Below are 20,055 nucleotides of genomic sequence, written 5' to 3'. Positions count from 1 at the left end.
GGCCAGCCGTTCCGGCTCCGGCTCGCGCACCAGGGTGCGGTGCAGCACCAGTTGACGCTTGCCGAGCACCTCGGCGGCGCGCACAAAGCCCTGCTCCAGCCGGCGGAAAAAGCTGGCGCCGTTGTCGCAGAGCACCACCTCCAGGTGGCGCAGCGGCTGCCAGGCGTCCGGCAGGGTGCGTTTCAGCCCCAGCTCCCGGGCCGCCCGCAATACCCGCTCGGCGGTGGCCGGGGTGACGTTGCCCCGCTCGTTCAGCACCCGGTCCACCGTGGCCCGGCCCACGCCCGCCCGTTCGGCGATCTCGACGATGGTGGTTTTTTTCACGCTGCTCCGCCTTGCATCAGGTTGTTGCCGCTAAGGCCGCCATTTCAGCACAAGGGGGGAACGAGTATCCAGTATTCCCCGTCATGCCCGCGCAGGCGCTGACCGGCATCCAGCACCGGCGCCACCTGCCAGGGTTGCCGCTACGCGGCAAAAGCAGGCGGGCCGCCTGCGCTCCAACGAGCCTAGAACGCCATATAGTTTAAAACTTAGGCTGTGTCTTGGGGCGCGGGCGGCCCGCCCGCATGAGGGTGGCACCGAGGTGGGGAAGGCACAGCCCAACCCGCGATGCCTGTTCTGCCCCGCGCCTTTTTAAATCTGCGGTGTGGTAAGCCAACCCGAAGGTTCACGCTGCGCGTGAATGCAGGCGGGCCGCCTGCGCTCCAACGAGCCTAGGCTTGCGCCGCCACTTCCGCCCAGATGGTTTCGGCCAGTTGCTTGAGTTGCAGGGATTCGGCCCAGCGGTCGGTGATGTCCTGCCCGTCCGCGCCGGTGATGGCATAGGGACGGGTGCCCAGCTCGCAGGTGAAGGCCAGGCTGTCGCCGGGGGCGGCCCGCGCGCACCAGTTGGCAAAGCCCCAGTGCCACAGCCGGCGGTACTGCTCCAGCCAGGGCTGGTGCTGGGCAAAGCTTATCGGCAGTTGCACCTGCTCGCAGTTGGACACCCGGCCGTGGTAGGCGTGGCAGTGGCGCATGATCTCCCTGAGCTGTGCCTCGGCCTGGGGGTCGCCCTCCACCAGCGGCAACTCGTGCCCGGCCACGTAATGGGACAAGTCCCCCACCAGTTGGAGGCTCGGCAGCTCCTCCAGCAGCTCCAGGGTGAAGAACAGATCGTTGGTCAGCCGGTAGCGGTGGGTCTCCACCAGCACCGGAAAGTCCACCTGCTCCGCCAGCCGCTGCCAGCCCCGCAGCAGGGCCAGCGCCGCCTGCTTGTCGCGGGTGCGCACATCGGGCTGGATGGTGACGTGGTGGCAGCCGAACTCGGCCGCCAGCTCCAGGGTCGGCTGCAGCTCGTCCACGCTTTGGGGGAAACACTGGGCCTCGGCGGTCAGCCCCAGCGGCCGCAGCTCCTGGGTGAGCCGCCGCACGTGGCGGCGATCGGTAAAGTGGTCGGTCACCCCGGCAAAGCCGTGCTCGGCAATGCGCCGGACCGCCTCGGGCAGCGGCAGGGTGTCGCCGCCCGGCAGGATGTTTTCCATGGCCCACATGGATTGCAGGATCAACAGTTTCATGCGGCCTCCCCGGTGGCGGCGGACAACAGTTGCTTGAGCCTGACGCCGGGATCGGCGAGCAGCGCGGGATCGGGGCTGGCCCCCAGGTTGATCAGCCGCTCGGCCAGCTTGATGTCCTTGGCCACGGTGTTGCCGGGGCCGATGCCGCTCGCGGCCAGCAGCCGGCCGTCCCGGTCCAGGTGGAACAGTAGCCGGGCCCGCTCACCCAGCTCTCGGCACAGGGTGCGACCGGCCAGATGGGGCAGGCCCACTATCTGCAGGCCCAGATCGAATTGATCCGACCAGAACCAGGGCGCCGGGGCGTAAGCGTGCCGGCCGCCCAGCATGTTGAGGGCGGCGGTTTCGCCCTGCTCCCGGGCGCAGCGCCAGGATTCCAGCCGCAGCCGCTGTTGCCGGTACAGGGCATGGGGAAAGGAGCAGCAGTCGCCGGCGGCGAAGATGGCCGGATCGCTGGTGCGAAGCTCGACATCCACGGCGATGCCGTTGTCGAGCACCAGCCCGGCGCCGGCGGCCAGCTGGGTGTTGGGCTCGGATCCGATGCCGGCCACCAGCAGCTCGGCCTTGAGCTCGCGGCCGTCATTGAGCGTCAGCCGGGCGCCCTCGCCCCGGGGCTCGGCCCGCACTATGCCCACGCCCAGGTAAAGCGCCACGCCCCGCGCCCGATGCTCCTCCTCGACGACGCGGGCCAGTTCCGCCGGCACCGCCCGCTGCAGCAGCCGGGGCTGGCTTTCGAGCAGGCTGACCCGTGCGCCCTTGCCGATCAGGGCGGCGGCCAGCTCCAGGCCGACGAAGCCGCCGCCGACGATGACCACCCTTTTGCCCGGGGCCACCCGGGCGAAGATGCGGCGGGCGTCATCCAGGGTGCGCAGGGTCAGGGCCGCGTCCTCCGCCAGGCCGGGCAGCACCAGCCGCCGGGCACGGGCGCCGGTGGCCAGCAGCAGTTGCCGGTAGGGCAGGCGCTCGCCGTGCTGGGTAACCAGCTGGCGATGGGCCCGGTCGATATGTTCCACCCGCTCACCCAGGCGCAGCTCGACCCGTTCCATGGCCACCAGGTCGCCGATGGCCACCGGCTCGCCGCCCCCGGCCTTGGACAGGGGCGGCCGCTCGTAGGGGGCGTGGGGCTCGTCGCCGAACAGGGTGATCGGCGTCCGGCAGCCCTGTTGGCGCAGGGTGAGGGCGGCGCGGATGCCGGCCTCGCCGGCGCCGATGATGATGATGCGCTCGTCCATGCTCACCTCACTCCAGGCAGACGTAGACCCGGCCGCCTTCCACTTTGGCGGCATAGGTCTTGAGGTGGACGCAGGCGGGGGCGTTCTTGGCCTCGCCGGTCTTGTAGTTGAAACGGCCGTTGTGCTTGGGGCACTCGATGATGTCGCCCATCACCAGGCCGTCGGCCAGGTGCACCGCCTCATGGGTGCAGAGCCCGGCGGTGGCGAACACCTCGTCGTCCGGGCTGCGGTATATGGCCAGGGTCCGCTCGCCGCGGTCGACCCGAATGACATCCTCTTGGTCGATATCGTCGAAGGCGCACACGTCTATCCAGTTGCTCATCTTGCTCTCCTCCCCCAGGGGGACTTACAGGGAATGGGCCGGCCGCAGGTCGGCGTCGGCGGGTGGTTCGGCCGCCGCCGGCAGCGGCCGGTCGACGAAATAATCCGGGTCCTGGCGCTGGCGCCACAGGGCCGGCACCAGTTCGCACAGGGCCGCCCAGGTGCTGGGATACACCGGCGGCAGATCGTGCTTGATCTGCTCGTGCAGGGCCGGCAGCGCGTGATAGGGCACCATGGGGTACATGTGGTGCTCGGTGTGATAGTTCATGTTCCAGTAGATAAAGCGGAACACCGGGTTCATGCGGATGGTGCGGCTGTTCTTGCGGTGATCCAGCACGTTGTCGGCCAGGCCGGCGTGCTGGGTCAGCCCGAACAGGTAGGCCAGCCAGGCGCCGTACATGGTGGGCAGCACTCCCACCAGCATCACCGGCAGCCAGGACTGCAGCCCTACCGCCAGCAGCAGCACGGCCATCTGCAGGGCCAGGTACATGCGTGCCTGCTGGAACACCTTGGGCCACTCCATCTCGGGAATGAAGGCCCGCTCGTCCTCGGTGAGCCGGCCGCCGCTGTGGCGCAGCAGGCTTTTCAGGGTGCCCAGCACGGCGGGAATGGCCAGCAGCCCGAGCAGGTGGCGCAGCACCGGGGTGGGACGGGGCGCGTTAATCTCCGGATCCAGGCCGACGATGATGGTGTCGGTGTGGTGGCGGGCGTGGCTCCAGCGCCAGACGGTGGGCTCGCGCAGGATCATGAAGCTGGCCTGGCGATAGACCAGATCGTTCATCCAGGGGGTGCGGAAGGCGGTGCCGTGGCTGCACTCGTGCCAGCGGGAGTCCGACGCCGAGCTGTACAGCACGCCATAAACCAGAAAACAGGGCACCGCCAGCCAGCTGCCCCAGGCCAGCAATCCTAAGGTAGCGAACAGCAGCAGCAGCGCCCACCACAGCAGGGTATCGCGGATGGCGCTGCGGTCCTGGCGCTGCATCAGCGCCTTGAGGGTTTTGCGCGGTACCGGGGTCTGGTACCACTGGGCCGAGGCCAGGCCCCGGGCCACCGCCTCCCGGGCGCTCGGGCCGGTGAGGCGGTAATCGCGTGTGCTTGCGGATGCGGTCATGGTGTTGTTCCTGTCTGTGGTGCGGCCCAGGCGGGCCCCTCGACAGGAAAAGTAAACAAAGCGTTAACCGTTAAACAGCACGGCGTTGATGCAAAAGCATCAACGCTTCGGGCTTACCTAAACAGGCAACGCTCATGCCCAAACAGGCGGACAAAGGTAACGGCTTACGCGGTCATGGCAAAAACGGTGTCATCAAGCGGCTGTGCCATCTGGGCGCATAGGCATTAGTATGTGATCCCTGCCCGCCCCCCTGTCACCGGAGAAACCAAGATGTTTGCAGGCCTCAGCGCATTTCCCCTCACCCCTTGACTTCTCCCCTTCCTGAAAGAAGGGGATTCCCAATTCACCGAGAACCGGACACGGAGACTGGCCCCATGCCGCTTACATTCTCTCCAAGGGCTAACACCGCCAGCCCGGCGGCTTTAATGTTGACCGCCGCGTTAACATCGCGGTCATGTTCGGTGGCACATTCGGGGCAGCTCCAGGCGCGTACGGACAGCGGCAGGTTGTCCAGCACATGCCCACAGCAGGAGCAAAGCTTGCTGGACGGATACCACTGGTCGATGGCGACCAGTTTGCGTCCCGCCCACTCCGCCTTGTACTCAAGCTGGCGCACAAACTCCCCCCAGCCCGCATCGCTGATGGACTTGGCGAGTCGTGGATGGCGCAGCATGTTCTTCACCTTGAGGGATTCGACGCAGATCACTTGGTTCTCGTTAATCAGTCTGCGGGACAGCTTGTGCAAGCCGTCCATCCGGCAATCGGCGATCTTGGCGTGAAGTCGGGCCACCTTCTGCCGCGCCTTGGCACGGTTCCTGGAGCCGAGCTTCTTCTTGCTCAGCCGCCGCTGCGCCCTGACCAGCCTAGCCGCATATGTCGCGGTATGGCGGGGGTTGCCGGTTCGATGCCCGTCACTGGTGACGAACAGGTCTTTCAGGCCGAGGTCGATACCGACCATCCTCGGGGTTATGGGCAGCGTCTCGGGATGGAACTCGCACAGGCAGGAGACGAAGTAACGGCCTGCCGAGTCCCTGGAAACGGTGACGGTGCTCGGCTCGCAAGGTAGTTCACGGCTCCAGTGTATCGCCAGCGGCTGTTTGCACTTGGCGAGGAACAAGCGGCCGTCGCGGTACTGGAATGCCGAGCGGGTAAACTCCGCCGACTGACGATGCCGCTTGCGCTTGAACGTGGGATAGTTGGCGCGCCCCTCGAAGAAGTGCCTGAACGCGGCCTGCTGGTGGCGAAGGCACTGTTGCAATGGCACCGAACTGACCTCATTGAGGAAGGCCGCCCCGGGCGTTTTCTTCAGTTGAGTCAGGAAGGCGTTCGCCGCAAGGTAACCGACCTTCTCCTTGCGCTGCTGGAACGCATCGGTTCGATGGCGCAACACCGAATTGTAGACAAAGCGCACACAGCCAAAGGTCCGAGCCAACAGCTGTTCCTGCTTGGACGTAGGGTAAAACCGGTACTTGTAGGCGCGTTTCGTCATACGCTCAGCGTAGTCAAATGCTGTATAAATAGCCAGCAAAAAGGAGAGCTAGAACAGGGCAGCCTGACGGCTGCGCGCTACCCCTCCCCGCTCTGAAGGACGAGGTTTCTCGCGTAAAAACGATGAACGAGAGCGGCATCGACGAGGCCGCCTTCATCAGCCTGGTCGAACGCCTGGCCGGCGCCGGGGTCGACTCCATCGGCGTGCTCGGCTCGACGGGGAACTATGCCTACCTCACGCGGGCCGAACGGGCCCGTATCGTGCAGTTGGCGGTGCGGCATGCAGGGACGGTGCCGGTGATCGCCGGCATCGGCGCCCTGCGCACCCGCGCCGTGCAGGAGCTGGCCGAAGACGCCCAGCAGGCGGGAGCCGCCGGCGTGCTGCTGGCGCCGGTGTCGTACCAGAAACTGTCGGACGACGAGGTGTTCGGCCTGTACCGGGACGTGACCCGCACCCTGTCCGTGCCGCTCTGTGTCTACGACAACCCCGGCACGACCCACTTCACCTTCAGCGACGAGCTGCACGGCCGGATAGCGGGGCTGCCGCAGGTGGCCTCCATCAAGATCCCCGGCGTACCGGACGACGCCGAGGCCGCCCGGGCCCTGCAGTTGTCCGGCCGGCTGCAGCCAATGTGGGAGCTGTTCCGCCAGTACGGCAGCCTGCGGGTCACCGCAACCGCCGCCGAGCTGCTGGGTCTGGCCGAGGCGCCCAGCCTGCCGCTGCCGCTCAAGACCCTGGCCGGCCACGACCGGCAACGGCTCGCCGAGTGGCTGGCGGAGCTTAAGTTGGCGTAAGGTCTCCGCAGGGAGGGCGGCCCGCGTAGGAGTTATGTCCGAAGCTGACGCGCTGCTTTCCTGGCCGGGGGTTCACGCTGCGCGCGAAGGCAGGCGGGCCGCCTGCGCTCCACCAGTTCCTGCACCTCCCGGCGTTTCCCCTCGATGCGTTCTGGTCAAAGGTGTAGTGGCAGCAGATGCTTCGGCGGTTCAGGAGGTATGACGTCGATTAATTCTGTTTGTTTTCAAGGTAATGGCGCAGGGAGCAAACGGACTCGTTGGTTGTTTTTTCCAACACCGGCCTGGGAAACAGCTCGGCGTAGGCCGCCGGTTCGGTATGCCTGTCGGCCAGGCGGGGGTGAAGGCGCGGCTTGAGCTGCTGGCTGTTTTCGTGAGCGCCTATTCTTTCGCCCAACACTTCCAGCAGGGCGCCCTCCAGGCATTGGGGGCGCCAGAGGATAATGTCATAACCGGCCTGCTCCGCCTTGCGGCGTTCGGCCTGAGCCGGCGGAAGATCCGAGTCCAGCACCAGAATACGGCGGTCAAAATCACTGTTCCTGTGGGTTCGGATCACGTTGGTAATAAAGGCCTTGTCGTCCGCGCCCTCGCCCACGACCAGCAGCGTGGTGTGCGCCACCAGGTGCTTTTTTACGCTTCTGCCTTTGCGCTTGCTCATGGCTTATACATCCGGGACGGCGCCCAGGGCGCCGGCCATGTATTTGGCGTAAAGGTTGTCGTCGGCGCGCAGACCCGCCATCTCATCCAGCCGCCAGGCGGTGGAGCACTGATCCTGCTTTTCGCACAGGTAAACCTGGTGCTTTTGCAAACGGTTGAGTACCTCGGGCGTGTGGCAGGTAAAGACGATCTGAGCCTGGTGCGGATTGCTGTGCTCAAACCGGAACCAGTCGAGCATGATGGGCACCAGGTGCGGGTGCAAATCGTTGTCTATTTCATCGATCACCGCCAGGCCACCCTGAAGCAACACCCTGAGCACCCGCTCCAGCAGCACAAAGGCCGACTGGGTACCGCTGGATTCCTCGAAAAAGGGCAGCTCAAACGCTTCCCCCGACGTAGTGCGATGCTCGCCAAAAGGCATGTAGAAACTTTCGGTTTTGCCGTCTTGGGTGGTGCCTTCAAGTTTTCTGATGGCCACGCCATCAAGCCCCAGGTCGAATTCACGCATCACCTCGGCCATGCGCACCTTCAGCTCGGGCGCCTTTTCGTATAATTCGGCCGCATGTACCACGGCTCCATGCTGAAAGTGGCGCCGGCCACTGCTGGCCACGTTGGTGACGATGCGGCGAAAATATTCAATAAAGGGCCTGGCTTCCTTGATGTCGTAGCTGTGCGCTGCCGCCAGCAGGGAAGCATTGGCGCGCAGGCTCTCGGCCTGCGCCCTGGGAAAAGGAAACCCTTTTTGCCGAAAATGATACCCGCCCCCGCTTTGCTCGCGCTTGAACACATAGCTGAACTGGCTGCTGGTGCGAACAAAGAGTGCCTCACTCACCACCCTGTGCTCCTTCATCACCAGCTGATAGCGGTGTTCGGTGCCGTCAAGGATAAAATCAAGCTCCATCCGGGTTTCTTCTTCGGAGCAAAGCGCATGCGGCGCATAGACGATGTCCTGATCCGGATCGCTGTTAAGAAAGGAATCACAGATAAACCAGCTTAAAAACGCCAGCGGCTTGATGAACTGGGTTTTGCCCGAGCCGTTGGCCCCCACCACGGCGATGACCTTGTTCAGGCGAGCATCGGCCAGCTCGATATCATAGCCGGAAGGCGTAGGCTTTTTGCCCAGCGTGAAGTCGACGAGGGTGTCGTCGGCAAAGCTGTAGAAGTTGCTGAACCGAAGTGAAGCAATCATATTCTTTTAATTTCCACAAAATTTTGTTGATTCCTTCACTTTAACAGCCAGTCTGGCAAGCCCTTACCGACAATTTTGGGTCGAGCACAAGGAACAAAAAGCGGAAGAAAGCGCAGGGTGGTACCTCGGCAATGCCGGCTCAATCCCGGCACAGATGGCGCGCGAACCAGTCGATGGCCAGCTGGATCACCCTGTCCAGCGTGCCCGGCTCTTCGAACAGGTGACTGGCGCCCGCCACGGTTTCCAGCCGGGGGCGGATCCGCATCTGTTGCGCCGCCTCGCGGTTAAGGCCGAGCACCTGATGGTCCTCGCCACCCACGAGCAGCAGGGTCGGTGCCTGCACCCTGGGCAAGGCCGCGCCCGCCAGATCGGGCCGCCCTCCTCTGGACACCACCGCCGCCACCCGCCGGGGACGTTCGGCGGCCGCCAGCAGGGCCGCCGCGGCCCCCGTGCTGGATCCGAACAGCCCGAGGCGCAAGGCCCGGGTATCGGCCTCGCCGTCCGCCCAGTCGATGGCGCCGATCAGCCGCCGGGACAGCAGCGGAATATTAAAGCGAAACTCGCGCGTCACCTCGTCGATGCGGTGCTCATCCGCCGTCAGCAGATCGAACAGCAGGGTACCGATCCCGGCGGCATTGAGCCGCTCCGCCACCAGCCGGTTGCGCGGGCTGAACCGGCTGCTGCCGCTGCCATGGGCAAACAGCACCAGGGCCTGCCCTCCCACCGGCAACGCCAGCAATCCGTCCAGGGTGACACCGGCGGCATTAAGCCGCACCTCGCGCCGGACCACTGCCCCATCCATAATCCACCTCCTCGCGCTGGCGGGCGACGCCGCCGTTCGCCCCAACCGCCCGGTATGGGCCGGCGGCGCCCATCCTCTTTCAACTATGGCACCGGGATGGCGGTGACGACGCTCGCCGGATGAAAGGGGCTGAAATTGATCATTCGAGGTGAGCAGAAAAGGGAGAGCCGGCGGGCAGCGAAACACCGCCCGCCCCTGTTACGTCAGGATGGAAAGGCGAACTGCACCCCTTCGCGCACCCCCGCCGAGGGCCAGCGCTGGGTGATGGTCTTGCGCCGGGTGTAGAAGCGCACGGCGTCGGGGCCGTAGGCATAGAGATCGCCGAACAGCGAACGCTTCCAGCCGCCGAAGGAATGGTAGGCCACCGGTACCGGCAGCGGCACGTTGATGCCGACCATGCCCACCTGGATGTTGTCGCTGAAGTAGCGGGCCGCCTCGCCGTCGCGGGTGAAGATGCAGGTGCCGTTGCCATATTCGTGGGCATCGATCAGCTCCATCGCCTGCTGCATGGTCTGTACCCGCACCACCAGCAGCACCGGGCCGAAGATCTCTTCCCGGTAGCAGAGCATGTCCGGGGTGACCCGGTCGATCAGGGTGCCGCCCACGAAAAAGCCGTTGTCAAAACCGGGCACGCTCGGGTGGCGGCCGTCCACCACTATCTCGGCGCCCTGCTCCTCGGCGCTGTTGATGTAGCCGACTACTTTTTCCATGTGCGCCTTGGTGATCACCGGGCCGAAGTCGTTCTGCCGCTCGCTGAAGGCGCCGACCTTGAGGCTTTGCATCTGCGCCTGCATCTTGCTCACCAGGGCCTCGGCGGCCGCGTCGCCCACCGCCACCGCCACCGACAACGCCATGCAGCGCTCGCCGGAAGAGCCGAAGGCCGCACCGGTCAGGGCATTGACGGCGTTGTCCATGTCGGCATCGGGCAGCACGATGGCGTGGTTCTTGGCCCCGCCCTGCGCCTGGCAGCGCTTGCCGTTGGCACTGGCCCTGGCGTAGATGTATTCGGCAACGGGGGTGGAGCCGACGAAGCTCACCGCCTGCACCCGCGGGTCGTCGAGCAGGGTGTCGACCGCTTCCTTGTCGCCGTTGACCACGTTGATCACCCCGGCCGGCAGGCCCGCTTCCACCAACAACTGGGCGATGAACAGGGTCGAGCCCGGATCCCGCTCGGAGGGCTTGAGCACGAAGCAGTTGCCGCAGGCGATGGCCATGGGGTACATCCACAGCGGCACCATGGCGGGGAAGTTGAACGGGGTGATGCCGGCCACCACGCCCAGCGGCTGGAACTCGCTCCAGGAGTCGATGGCCGGGCCCACGTTCTTGCTGTGCTCGCCCTTGAGCAGCTCGGGCACGCCGCAGGCGTATTCGACGTTCTCGATGCCGCGTGTGAGTTCACCCATGGCGTCGTGCGCTATCTTGCCGTGCTCCTCGCCGATCAGCCGGCAGATTTCCTCGGCATGCTCTTCCAGTAGTTGCTTGAAACGATACATGACCCGCGCCCGCTTCAGCGGCGGGGTGTTGCGCCAGGCCGGAAAGGCGGCCTGGGCGGCGGCGATGGCCTCCTCCACCGCGGCCTTGCCGGCCAGGGCCACCTGCTTGGCAACCTCGCCGGTGGAGGGGTTGAACACGTCCTGGGTGCGGGTGCCGTCGGTCACGATGGTGCCGTTGATCAGGTGGCCGATAATCTTCATCCATGTACCTCGCTTGATGTGAATTTTTGTCTTTCGCGACGGTGGCCGGGGCTCAGTCCAGCTCGCCGATGGCCTCGCCCAGGGCGTTGACCAGCCGGTCTATCTCTTCCCGCTCCACGATAAAGGGCAGGCCCAGCTGGATGGTGTCGCCGCCGTAACGCACGTAAAAACCCTTCTGCCAGCACTTCATCGCAATCTCGAAGGGGCGGCGCGCCGGCTCGCCGGGGTAGCTTTCGATCTGCAGGGCGCCGGCCAGACCGTAGTTGCGGATATCGCTGATATAACGGGTGCCTTTCAGGCCGTGCAGCGCATTCTCGAAATACGGCGCCAGCTCCTTCACGCGGGGAACGAGTTGGTCCTGCTGGAGGATATCGAGCGACGCCAGCGCCGCGGCGCAGGCCACCGGATGGCCGGAATAGGTGTAGCCGTGGGGCAGCTCGAGCAGATAGTCGGGCCCGCCCTGCTCCATAAAGATGTGGTAGATCTCGCCCTGGCAGATCACCGCCCCCATGGGCACGGCGCCGTTGGTCAGCTGCTTGGCCACGTTCATGATGTCCGGCACCACCCCGAACTCCTCGGCGCCGGTCATGGATCCCATGCGGCCGAAACCGGTGATCACCTCGTCGAAGATCAGCAGGATGTCGTGCGCATCGCAGATCTCGCGCAGCCGCTTCAAATAGCCCACCGGCGGCGGGATCACGCCGGCGGAGCCGGCCAGCGGCTCGACGATGACGGCGGCGATATTGGAGGCGTCGTGCAGCGCAATCAGCTCCAGCAGATCCTCGGCCTTGTCGGCGCCCTTCCCTGGCATGCCACGGGTGAAGGCATTCTCCTTCAGCAGGGTATGGGGCAGGTGGTCGGCATCGATCCCCTGGCCGAACAGGGCCCGGTTGGGGCCGATGCCGCCCAGGCTGATGCCACCGAAGTTGACGCCGTGGTAGCCCTTGGCGCGACCGATCAGCTTGGTCTTGCCGGCCTTGCCCTTCTTGCGCCAGTAGGCCCGGGCTATTTTCAGGGCGGTGTCGGCGCTCTCGGAGCCGGAGCCGGTGAAAAAGACGTAGTCGAGGCCGGCGGGCGTCAGCTCGCGGATGCGATGGGCCAGCTCGAACGCCTTGGGATGGCCGAACTGGAAGGCCGGGGCATAGTCGAGTTCGCGCAGCTGCCTGGCCACCGCCTCGGCGATCTCGGGCCTGTTGTGGCCGGCGCCGCAGGTCCAGAGCCCGGACAGGCCGTCGAAGATCCGGCGACCGTCCACATCCCGATAGTAGCACCCCTCGGCGCCGACGATGATGCGCGGATCCTGTTTGAACTGGCGGTTGCCGGTGTAGGGCATCCAGTAGGCGTCGAGCTGCGCGGGGCTCAGGCCGGCGCGCTGCAGAATATCCTGTTTAGCCATGATCCAATCCCTGCTGCCGTTGATGGAAAGCGATAACAGGACCATTCTGGCGCCCGGTTTGGTTAAGTTAAATTCAAATGTATTTAACCATAGGTAAGCCAATGCTTAACTTTTCAGCCCGGGCACCGGGGCGGCAGCAGCCGCCATTCAGCGGGGGGCTTGCAGGGAGTCGAGAAAACTCTCCAGCAGCAGATTGGGGCGGCGTCCCTTGCGGGTGACCATGGCCAGGGGCGCATCGAAAAACAGCCGCTCCGGGCACAGGGGCTTCATCTGCCCCTTGGCGACCCAATTGGCGGCATAGTGATCCGGCAGATAGCCGATGTAGCTGCCGGTGAGGATCAAAAAGGCGATGCCCTCCCGATCGGAGGCGGTGGCGGTGCAGTTCAGTTGCCGGTGCAGGCCCATGGCCTGCGCCGTCATGGGATAGCCGGGCACCACGGCGTCGACCGAGCCCAGGGTGTCGTCGTCCGGCTCGGTGTCGGCATGAAACAACGGGTGCTCGCGGCTGCAATAGAGGCTGGAGCGCTCCTCGTAGAGCAGGCGGTAGTCCAGGCCCGAAAGCGGCGTGGTCAGGGGAATGGCGCCCACGTGCAGGCGGCCGTCGAACAGCCCCCGCTCTATCTCGCCGGGGGTGCTCATGCTGATGTTGACCCGGATTTCGTCGCTGCGCCCGCGCAGCGCCTTCAGGGCGCGGGTGATCTCCATATGGGGTTGAGTCACCAGGTTGTTGACGATGCCGATATTGAGCTCGCCCCGCAGTTGCCGGTTGATCTGGTTGATCTCGGCGCGAAAGTTTTCCACCGCGCTCAGCAGCACTTCCCCCGCCCGCAGCACTTCCCTGCCCTCGTCGGTCAGGGCAAAGCCCGCCCGGCCGCGCTGGCACAGGCGCATGCCCAGGCGCTTTTCCAGATCGCTCATCTGCAGGCTCACCGCCGAACGGGTCACCCCCAGGGCGCTTTCGGCGGCGGAAAAGCTCCCGCACTCCGCCACCACCTTGAACAGGCGCAGCAGGCGCAGATCGAAGTCGGTCACCTGGGACAAGGGCGTTTTTGATCTCATGGTTTTGCATTTACTCAACAAAAGCTAGGTTACTACAGAGTTAACTCAACCATGGCGCCGGTGCAAGCCTCACCGGCGGCTTGAGGGCATGAACTCATCGGTTATCTCGCTGGGCGCCTCCCAGGGCCTCGGCGAGCCGTCTTCATGGCTGCCGCTCAGCCGCTGGCCAGAGCCCGGAACGGATCCCAAGTGAGTCACGGTGCTCGGTTATCACGGGGCGCGGCGGGCTCCGCTCCCCGCCGCCGGCGCCACAGATCCCGCCCCAGGGTGGCGGCCACGTAGAGCACCACCAGCGGGATCAGCCCGTAGACGATGCCCGCGCCGAGCCGGGGCAGGTAGCCGGCGGCCAGGGTCAGCGCCACCATGTACCACACATAGGCCAGGTAGAGGACGAGGAAGAGCAGCCCTTCGAAGCGGGTGAGCCTGGCACCCACGAAGAACAGCGGCAGGCACAGCACCGCCACCCCCAGCATCACCGGCATGTCCAGGCTGGCCAGTTGGGTACCGGCCAGCAGCGGCGCCGGCGAGACCAGGCTAGAGAGGCCGAGCACGCACAGGATGTTGAACACGTTGCTGCCCACCACGTTGCCGATGGCGATATCCCGCTGCCCCTTGAGGGTGGCGATCACCGAGGTCATCACCTCCGGCAGCGAGGTGCCGGCGGCGACGATGGTCAGCCCGATCACCGCCTCGCTCACCCCGAAAGACGCGGCGATCTGCACCGCGCTCTGCACCAGCCAGCGCGCGCCCGCCACCAGCAGCACCAGGCCGCCCGCCACCAGCAGCAGGTTCTGCCAGGCGGGCACGGGCCGGCGTATCAGCTCGTCGACCTCCTCGTCCGCCGTGTCCATGCCCTGCCGTCGGCCCTGCACGAACAGGAAGGCGGTGTAGCCGAGCAGGCCGGTGAACAGCAGCACCGCCTCGCCCCGGCCCAGGGTGCCGTCCCAGGCCATCAGCACGGCCACCACCGACACCAGTATCATGATGGGCACATCCTGGCGGATCAGCTGCTTCGACACCACCAGGGGCGAGATCAGCGCCGCCAGGCCGAGGATGAACAGCACGTTGAAGATGTTGCTGCCCACCACGTTGGCGATGGCCAGCTCCGCCTGGCCGGCCCAGGCGGACTTGACGCTCACCGCCAGCTCCGGCGCGCTGGTGCCGAAGGCCACCACGGTGAGGCCGATCACCAGGGCCGGCACCCCCAGGCTGGCGGCCAGCCGGGCCGCCCCCCGCACCAGGAGATCGGCGCCCAGGATCAGCAGCAGCAATCCCGTTATCAGCATCAACCAGGTCATCGCATTGTCTCCTAAGGCACCGTATAGTTTAAAAATCAGGCAGCCCGGCTCTGCGTAGCTGCCGATTTGTGCCGCTGTAGCCGTCGCTTCAGCCGACGGGAAGACGGCGCCCAATTTCCACACCCCACGCCGTTGGCAGGTTTGCGCCACGTAAACGGGCGCCTACAGGTAAAACATCGTACTGCTCACGTTTTAAACTGATCGGTGCTCTAAGGCAGCAAATCCAGTTCCTTGCGCATTTGTTCGGCGGTGGGCCGCAGCAGGGCCAGGAAGGTGCTGAACGAGATGAACGGGGCCCGGCCCAGGGTGGTGGTGAAACTGTCGTTGATCAACGCCGCCACCGCCTTGATCCCGGCCACCTTAGGCGCTGGGAAGGAGTAAGGGGATCCTCCCCTATTACGCTCTCAGAACAGCAACGCTTCGATTGGCGTGGGGCGTCCCAGCAGATACCCCTGCGCCTTATTGACCTTTAGCTTGCGCAAAGCGTTGAGCTCAGCGTCAGTTTCAACCCCTTCTGCAACAACCTTGCTGCCCGTCTCCTCGGCAAACCGAACGATGGCAGCGGTAAAAGCGCGGCACCCTGTATCGGTGTCGATTCTCCGGATCAAGCTCACATCGAGTTTGATCACGTCCGGCTGCAATTTGAGAATGTGGCGGAAACTGGCGAACCCGGCGCCGGCGTCGTCTACCGCCAAGCGCAAGCCCCGTTGCCGCATGGGCACGAGTACAGTAGCGATCAAGGAATAGTCGGTGACGGACACATGTTCAGTGACTTCCAACATCAAGCGCTCGAAGGGATATCCCTCCAAAACGGACGCGACGGAACCCTTCAGAAGGGTTTCCGGCGAGACATTGAGTGAGAGGTAGGTATCTTCGGGGAGATGGGCCAACCCCTGCAATGCCTTCTTGATCACGGCCAACTCCAATTCTTCCTGGAGACCGACCTCTGCGGCTTCATTGAACCATTGGTCGGGCGAGCGCACCGGTTCTGCCGAAAACCGCGCCAGCGCCTCGTAGCCGACGACCTTGTGCTGGTCGACACGGATAATCGGCTGGTAGACCATACTGAAAAGCTCCTCATCGATCACGGCTCGAAGGCGAGTGACGAGTTGGTTGCAGGCTTCTTCCTCGGCTACCTGCCTCTCCAGGAGCTTGCCAGTCATCTCGGCAAAGAGCCGCATCGCCCGGATATCGCGATCATTCAAGGTACTGTCGGGAAAGGTGCTGAAGCAGCAAAATGTGCCGTAGACCTGCCCGTCGCTGAAGCGGATCGGGATGCTCAGGTGGGCACCCACCGGCAACGCCATCGTCGCCGGCAAGGTCAGTGCCTCAGGGATTTGCGTTGCGTCCTGGATCAGCTCAGGCAGACGGCCGTCAACCACGCGCTGGCAATAGCTTTCTTCCAGAGGATCCGAAGCGCCTACGCGGACAGGTGTGGCGCCCCCTTGTGAATCCACGTAACGAAAGACGCGCCGCCCACCCGTGAACACCGAGACAAATGCCACTTCCATGCCGAGCAGGGTACGTACCGAGTGTAGCGTTTCCATTACGATTTCATGGGAAGAACGGTGGTTGGCGGTCATATCTGTCCTTGGAATATCCTGGCGTGATGCGCCTATCATTGTAGATGATCATTCAACGACTCTGGAGCATTGCTGCCACGCCTTGCAGAATGCGAGGCCGCTGTCCCATTCAAACGCAGGCGCCCTCTTTGTCCTGAGCGGAGCCTGGCTGCTGTTCAGCCGATGAGCTGGTTTCGTTAATTCTCCCCGGACGGCTGTCTGCACGCCACCACCAGCGCTGCCAGCTCCTTGCCGCCGGCCAGGGTGTCGGCCTCGAGGATCAGCGCCCGCCCCAGGGTCAGGGCGGTGCGCTGGCAGGCGAGCCGCGTCGCCTCCTCCTCGATGCCGTTCAGATCCGCCACCTGGGCGATGCCGATGGTGCGGCGGATAAGCTCGGTGCCGGCATAGCCCAGGCTGTCCCGCCACACCCGGGCCAGAAAGTCGGCCACATAGCCCGGCTCGGCCAGGGCCGGATCCGCGCAGCCCGCCGCCAGGGCGGTGAAGTCGTCGTGGAACCGCCGCCACAGGGTCTGCACCTCCTCCCGCCGCCGCCGCTGCTCTGCCCGCCCCTTTTCCCCCGGGTGCAGGCCGGGCTGGCCGCAGTGGTTGAGCAGCAGGTTGCCGATGGCCGAGCCCAGATCGAAGCCCATGGGGCCGTAACAGCCGAATTCGGCGTCGAACACCTTGAGCCCGCCCTCGGTCACGAACACCGAGCCGGTGTGCAGGTCGCCGTGCAGCAGGGCCTCGGCATCGCACAGAAAGCGGTGCTTGAGCGCCGCCACCCGGCGTTTGAGGGGACCGTCCCGCCACAGCTGCTCGGCCAGGGGACGCAGGGCGGGCGCGATCTGGTTGCGCGGATGGTCGTGATAAGGGTCGTCGAAGAACACCGTTTCGGTGGCGGCGCACAGCTCCGGGTTGCTGAACCGCACCATCTCGGCCCGCTTGGCTATGGATGCCAGGTGAAAATCGGAGCCGTGATAGAGCACCCGTGCCAGGTAATGCCCCAGCCGGTCCGCCGTTTCCGCCGGCGCCTCGCCCGCCATCAGGGCCTGTCGCCACAGCCGCCACGCCGACAGATCCTCCAGCATCAGCACCGACAGCCCGGCGTTCTGGTGCAGCAACGCCACCGTGTGCTCGGGGCAATGCTCGCCATGGCGCCGCAGCACCCCGGCCTCTATCCTGGCCCGCTCCCGGGTCAGGGGCCAGGACTCGCCCACGCAGCGGATGTAGGGCAGCGCCTGCTTGACGATAACGCTGCGCCCGCCGGCGTCATCCACCACCCGGAACACCTGGTTGAGGTTGCCGTCGCCCACTTCCGCCGCCGACAGCCGGGCGGCGGTGTCGAAGCCGGGGCCGTGCCGGCGGGCGTAGTCGATGGCGTGCTCGGGGGTAAAAACATGGTATCGGCTCATGGGCAGACCTCGTTGGTTCCAAGACACTATGGTTTAAAACTTAGGCCACGCTATCCCTGCGTAGCCGTCGCTGTAGGTGCCGCTGTAGGTGCCGCTTTAGCCGGCACAAACCGGGGAATACGGCGCCCAATTTCCGCGCGCCTCTCCTTTGCAGGTTTGCGCCACGTAAACGGGCGCCTACAGGATAAGGCCGAGCCGGTTGCGATCATCCCTGTACTCATACCCGGTTACAGTCGGCCGAACGCCGCTGTGATTACAGCCGGTAAAAAATATTTTCGAACCAGTGTAAGAATAGTGCCGGTAAAACGACTCACCATCAGAAGATGGGCAAGGCTGAACACCCGGTTTTTTGGGGCTACAGTCTACTCACACTCATCACAGCCTGCATAAAGAGGCCCCATGCCCCAACGACATGAAATGAGCCGGGACGGACAGCACGCCGCCCGTCCCGAGCTGTTATCCGAGGAACTGCGCCGGCAGATGCTCCGCTTTGCCAGGCTGCAGCTCAAGGATGCCCACCTGGCGGAGGACGCGGTGCAGGAGGCCCTGCTCGGCGCCCTCAAGTACGCCGACTCCTTCAAGGGCCAGGCCGCCTACAAGAACTGGGTGTTCGCCATACTGCGCAACAAAATTGCCGACATCATTCGCAAGAACCAGCGGCTGATCGCGGTGTCCAGCCTGGGCAGCGATGAAGAGCAGGATCCGGAAGCGCTGCTGTTCAACCGGAGCGGCCGTTGGCACCGGGAAGAAATGCCCGTCCGCTGGAGCTCCCCCGAAGCCAGCTTCGAGGACGAGCAATTCTGGACGATTTTCGAGTTCTGCCTGGATCACCTGCCCGCCAACCAGGGACGGGTGTTTATGATGCGGGAGTTTATAAATCTGGAAAGCAGCGAAATATGCCGCGAGCTTGAACTCACGGTCAGCAACCTCAATGTGCTGCTGTACCGCGCCCGCCTGCGCCTGCGCGAATGCCTGGAAAACAAATGGCAACTGCAAGGAGACTGCTCATGCTGAATTGTCGACAAGCCACCCAACTGATGTCGGAGAGCCAGGACAGGCCCCTGGCCGCCGGCGAAAAGCTGGCGCTGAAGCTGCACACCCTGATGTGCAAGGGCTGCCGCAACTTCGAGCAGCAGTTGCCGGTGATCCGCCGGATAGCCAGGCGCTACGCCGATCGTCCCGACAACGACAACCCGCAGCAGCAGGAGCCCGAACAATGAGCCTGCCGTGCATTCAGCCTGAAAGATCTTTGCCGCACGCCGGGTATAAGCTTTAGACGAAACGGAATCGAACCGGTTGTAACAATCAGCCCCCCTGGCACGACGTTAGCTTATCCCTTGCCATCCGTGGAGAACCGCCATGAGAGACACCCTGCCGTTGCTGGATCTGACCGACTTTCCGGCCATCCGCCGCCACCGGCTCGATACCCTGCAGGTGAACCTGGGCTACAAGTGCAACATGAAGTGCGTGCACTGCCACGTGGCCGCCGGCCCCCACCGTACCGAGATGATGGACGAGGACAACCTGGCGCTGATCCCCGAGGTGCTGCGGGCCCGAGGGCTGTCGACCCTGGATCTCACCGGCGGCGCCCCCGAGCTGCACCCGGGCTTTAGGGCGCTGGTGCGTGCCGCCCGCGCCCTGGGGGTGAAGGTGATCGATCGCTGCAACCTCACCATACTGTTCGAGCCGGGCCAGGACGACCTGGCCGAGTTCCTTGCCGGACAGGGGGTGGAGGTGGTGGCTTCCCTGCCCTGTTATTCGGTGGACAACGTCGACAAGCAGCGGGGCAAGGGCACCTTCGACAAGAGCATCCTCGCCCTGCAGGCACTCAACCGGCTGGGGTACGGCCAGCCCGGCTCGGGGCTTGAGCTCAACCTTGTCTACAATCCCCAGGGCCCCAGCCTGCCGCCGCCCCAGGCGGCGCTGGAAGCCGACTACAAGCGCGAGCTGGGGGAGCACTTCGGCATCCGCTTCAACCGGCTGTTCGCCCTGGCCAACATGCCGATCAAACGCTTCGGCGACTACCTGCTCAGCAAGCGCCAGTTCCACGACTACCTGCGCCTGCTGAAGGAAAACTTCTCCGCCGCCAATCTGCCGGGGCTGATGTGCCGCAACCTGGTGAGCGTGGACTGGCAGGGGTATTTGTACGACTGCGATTTCAACCAGCAACTGGGGCTGCGCCTGCCCGGCGCGGGCCGCCCGCACCTGCGCGATCTGCTGGGCCGCGAGCTGGACGGCCAGCCCATCCGGGTGGCCGAGCACTGCTACGGCTGCACCGCCGGCCAGGGCAGCAGCTGCGGCGGCGCCCTGCACAAGGAGCCGTCATGACGATGTCGATCATTATGCCGGTGTTGAACGAAGCCGCCGTCCTGCCCCATACCCTGGCCGCGCTGCCGCTTGAGGGCGGCCAGACCGAGGTGATCCTGGTGGACGGCGGCAGCACGGACGAGTCCGTTGCCCTGGCCCGCCGGGCCGGTGCCAAGGTCGTCACC

The 20,055-nt window shown here is 64.9% G+C and carries 21 protein-coding genes; 5 read left to right on the top strand and 16 right to left on the bottom strand.

What is annotated here, in order from left to right; all coding sequences use genetic code 11:
- The 6 genes from CGX12_RS14385 to CGX12_RS14360 all read right to left on the bottom strand — a co-directional run.
- Positions 1 to 324, bottom strand: a 324-nt coding sequence (locus tag CGX12_RS14385) for a LacI family DNA-binding transcriptional regulator (protein ID WP_142995636.1), incomplete at its 3' end; no start/stop codon positions are given.
- Positions 325 to 713: 389 nt separating this feature from the next.
- Positions 714 to 1,553, bottom strand: coding sequence for a sugar phosphate isomerase/epimerase family protein (locus CGX12_RS14380; protein ID WP_094040556.1), 840 nt, complete (start codon positions 1,551 to 1,553; stop codon positions 714 to 716).
- Positions 1,550 to 2,782, bottom strand: a complete 1,233-nt coding sequence (locus CGX12_RS14375; protein ID WP_094040557.1) for an NAD(P)/FAD-dependent oxidoreductase — start codon at positions 2,780 to 2,782, stop codon at positions 1,550 to 1,552. The genes CGX12_RS14380 and CGX12_RS14375 overlap by 4 nt, the downstream gene beginning before the upstream one ends.
- Positions 2,783 to 2,789: 7 nt before the next feature.
- Positions 2,790 to 3,104: a MocE family 2Fe-2S type ferredoxin gene (locus CGX12_RS14370; RefSeq protein WP_094040555.1), complete on the bottom strand. Its 315-nt coding sequence runs from the start codon at positions 3,102 to 3,104 to the stop codon at positions 2,790 to 2,792.
- 24 nt (positions 3,105 to 3,128) lie between these two features.
- Positions 3,129 to 4,214 (bottom strand): fatty acid desaturase family protein, encoded by a 1,086-nt coding sequence (locus CGX12_RS14365; protein WP_094040554.1) that lies wholly within the window; start codon positions 4,212 to 4,214, stop codon positions 3,129 to 3,131.
- 343 nt (positions 4,215 to 4,557) lie between these two features.
- Entirely contained in the window at positions 4,558 to 5,703 is a 1,146-nt protein-coding gene (locus CGX12_RS14360; RefSeq protein WP_094040553.1) for an RNA-guided endonuclease InsQ/TnpB family protein, read from the bottom strand.
- Between the two features lie 122 nt (positions 5,704 to 5,825).
- Here CGX12_RS14360 and CGX12_RS14355 point away from each other — a divergent pair, with 122 nt between their 5' ends.
- Positions 5,826 to 6,497: a dihydrodipicolinate synthase family protein gene (locus tag CGX12_RS14355; protein ID WP_094040552.1), complete on the top strand. Its 672-nt coding sequence runs from the start codon at positions 5,826 to 5,828 to the stop codon at positions 6,495 to 6,497.
- Positions 6,498 to 6,705: 208 nt separating this feature from the next.
- Here CGX12_RS14355 and CGX12_RS14350 read toward each other — a convergent pair whose 3' ends face one another.
- The 10 genes from CGX12_RS14350 to mtnK form a co-directional block, all read right to left on the bottom strand.
- Complete coding sequence (locus tag CGX12_RS14350; protein WP_094040551.1) at positions 6,706 to 7,152, bottom strand: hypothetical protein; 447 nt, start codon at positions 7,150 to 7,152, stop codon at positions 6,706 to 6,708.
- Positions 7,153 to 7,155: 3 nt separating this feature from the next.
- On the bottom strand, positions 7,156 to 8,340 hold the full coding sequence (locus tag CGX12_RS14345) for an AAA family ATPase (RefSeq protein WP_094040550.1): 1,185 nt from the start codon (positions 8,338 to 8,340) through the stop codon (positions 7,156 to 7,158).
- A 139-nt stretch (positions 8,341 to 8,479) separates the two neighbouring features.
- On the bottom strand, positions 8,480 to 9,142 hold the full coding sequence (locus CGX12_RS14340; RefSeq protein WP_094040549.1) for a dienelactone hydrolase family protein: 663 nt from the start codon (positions 9,140 to 9,142) through the stop codon (positions 8,480 to 8,482).
- 203 nt (positions 9,143 to 9,345) lie between these two features.
- Complete coding sequence (locus CGX12_RS14335; protein ID WP_094040548.1) at positions 9,346 to 10,836, bottom strand: CoA-acylating methylmalonate-semialdehyde dehydrogenase; 1,491 nt, start codon at positions 10,834 to 10,836, stop codon at positions 9,346 to 9,348.
- Between the two features lie 52 nt (positions 10,837 to 10,888).
- A complete protein-coding gene (aptA, locus tag CGX12_RS14330) occupies positions 10,889 to 12,232 on the bottom strand; it encodes an omega-aminotransferase AptA (RefSeq protein ID WP_094040547.1) in 1,344 nt (447 codons plus the stop codon).
- Positions 12,233 to 12,379: 147 nt separating this feature from the next.
- Positions 12,380 to 13,291: a LysR family transcriptional regulator gene (locus CGX12_RS14325; RefSeq protein WP_094040546.1), complete on the bottom strand. Its 912-nt coding sequence runs from the start codon at positions 13,289 to 13,291 to the stop codon at positions 12,380 to 12,382.
- 194 nt (positions 13,292 to 13,485) lie between these two features.
- Positions 13,486 to 14,589: a calcium/sodium antiporter gene (locus CGX12_RS14320; RefSeq protein ID WP_094040545.1), complete on the bottom strand. Its 1,104-nt coding sequence runs from the start codon at positions 14,587 to 14,589 to the stop codon at positions 13,486 to 13,488.
- Between the two features lie 209 nt (positions 14,590 to 14,798).
- Positions 14,799 to 14,948 carry a hypothetical protein gene (locus CGX12_RS19905; RefSeq protein ID WP_176442075.1) on the bottom strand — a complete coding sequence of 50 codons (150 nt, stop codon included), beginning with the start codon at positions 14,946 to 14,948 and terminating at the stop codon, positions 14,799 to 14,801.
- A 45-nt stretch (positions 14,949 to 14,993) separates the two neighbouring features.
- Entirely contained in the window at positions 14,994 to 16,172 is a 1,179-nt protein-coding gene (locus CGX12_RS14315; protein ID WP_217898186.1) for a sensor domain-containing phosphodiesterase, read from the bottom strand.
- Between the two features lie 176 nt (positions 16,173 to 16,348).
- On the bottom strand, positions 16,349 to 17,563 hold the full coding sequence (mtnK, locus tag CGX12_RS14310; protein WP_094040543.1) for an S-methyl-5-thioribose kinase: 1,215 nt from the start codon (positions 17,561 to 17,563) through the stop codon (positions 16,349 to 16,351).
- Between the two features lie 399 nt (positions 17,564 to 17,962).
- Here mtnK and CGX12_RS14305 point away from each other — a divergent pair, with 399 nt between their 5' ends.
- The 4 genes from CGX12_RS14305 to CGX12_RS14290 all read left to right on the top strand — a co-directional run.
- Positions 17,963 to 18,577 carry an RNA polymerase factor sigma-70 gene (locus CGX12_RS14305; protein ID WP_094040542.1) on the top strand — a complete coding sequence of 205 codons (615 nt, stop codon included), beginning with the start codon at positions 17,963 to 17,965 and terminating at the stop codon, positions 18,575 to 18,577.
- Positions 18,571 to 18,783 carry a zf-HC2 domain-containing protein gene (locus CGX12_RS14300; RefSeq protein ID WP_094040541.1) on the top strand — a complete coding sequence of 71 codons (213 nt, stop codon included), beginning with the start codon at positions 18,571 to 18,573 and terminating at the stop codon, positions 18,781 to 18,783. Before CGX12_RS14305 ends, CGX12_RS14300 begins: the two co-directional genes overlap by 7 nt.
- A 139-nt stretch (positions 18,784 to 18,922) precedes the next feature.
- Complete coding sequence (arsS, locus tag CGX12_RS14295; RefSeq protein WP_094040540.1) at positions 18,923 to 19,891, top strand: arsenosugar biosynthesis radical SAM (seleno)protein ArsS; 969 nt, start codon at positions 18,923 to 18,925, stop codon at positions 19,889 to 19,891.
- Positions 19,888 to 20,055: glycosyltransferase (locus CGX12_RS14290; protein WP_368073558.1), on the top strand; the 168-nt coding region annotated here is incomplete at its 3' end. The genes arsS and CGX12_RS14290, both read left to right, overlap by 4 nt.

This window comes from Zobellella denitrificans, assembly GCF_002237365.1.
GTDB lineage: Bacteria > Pseudomonadota > Gammaproteobacteria > Enterobacterales > Aeromonadaceae > Oceanimonas > Oceanimonas denitrificans.
This window is presented reverse-complemented; position numbering and strand designations above follow the sequence as displayed.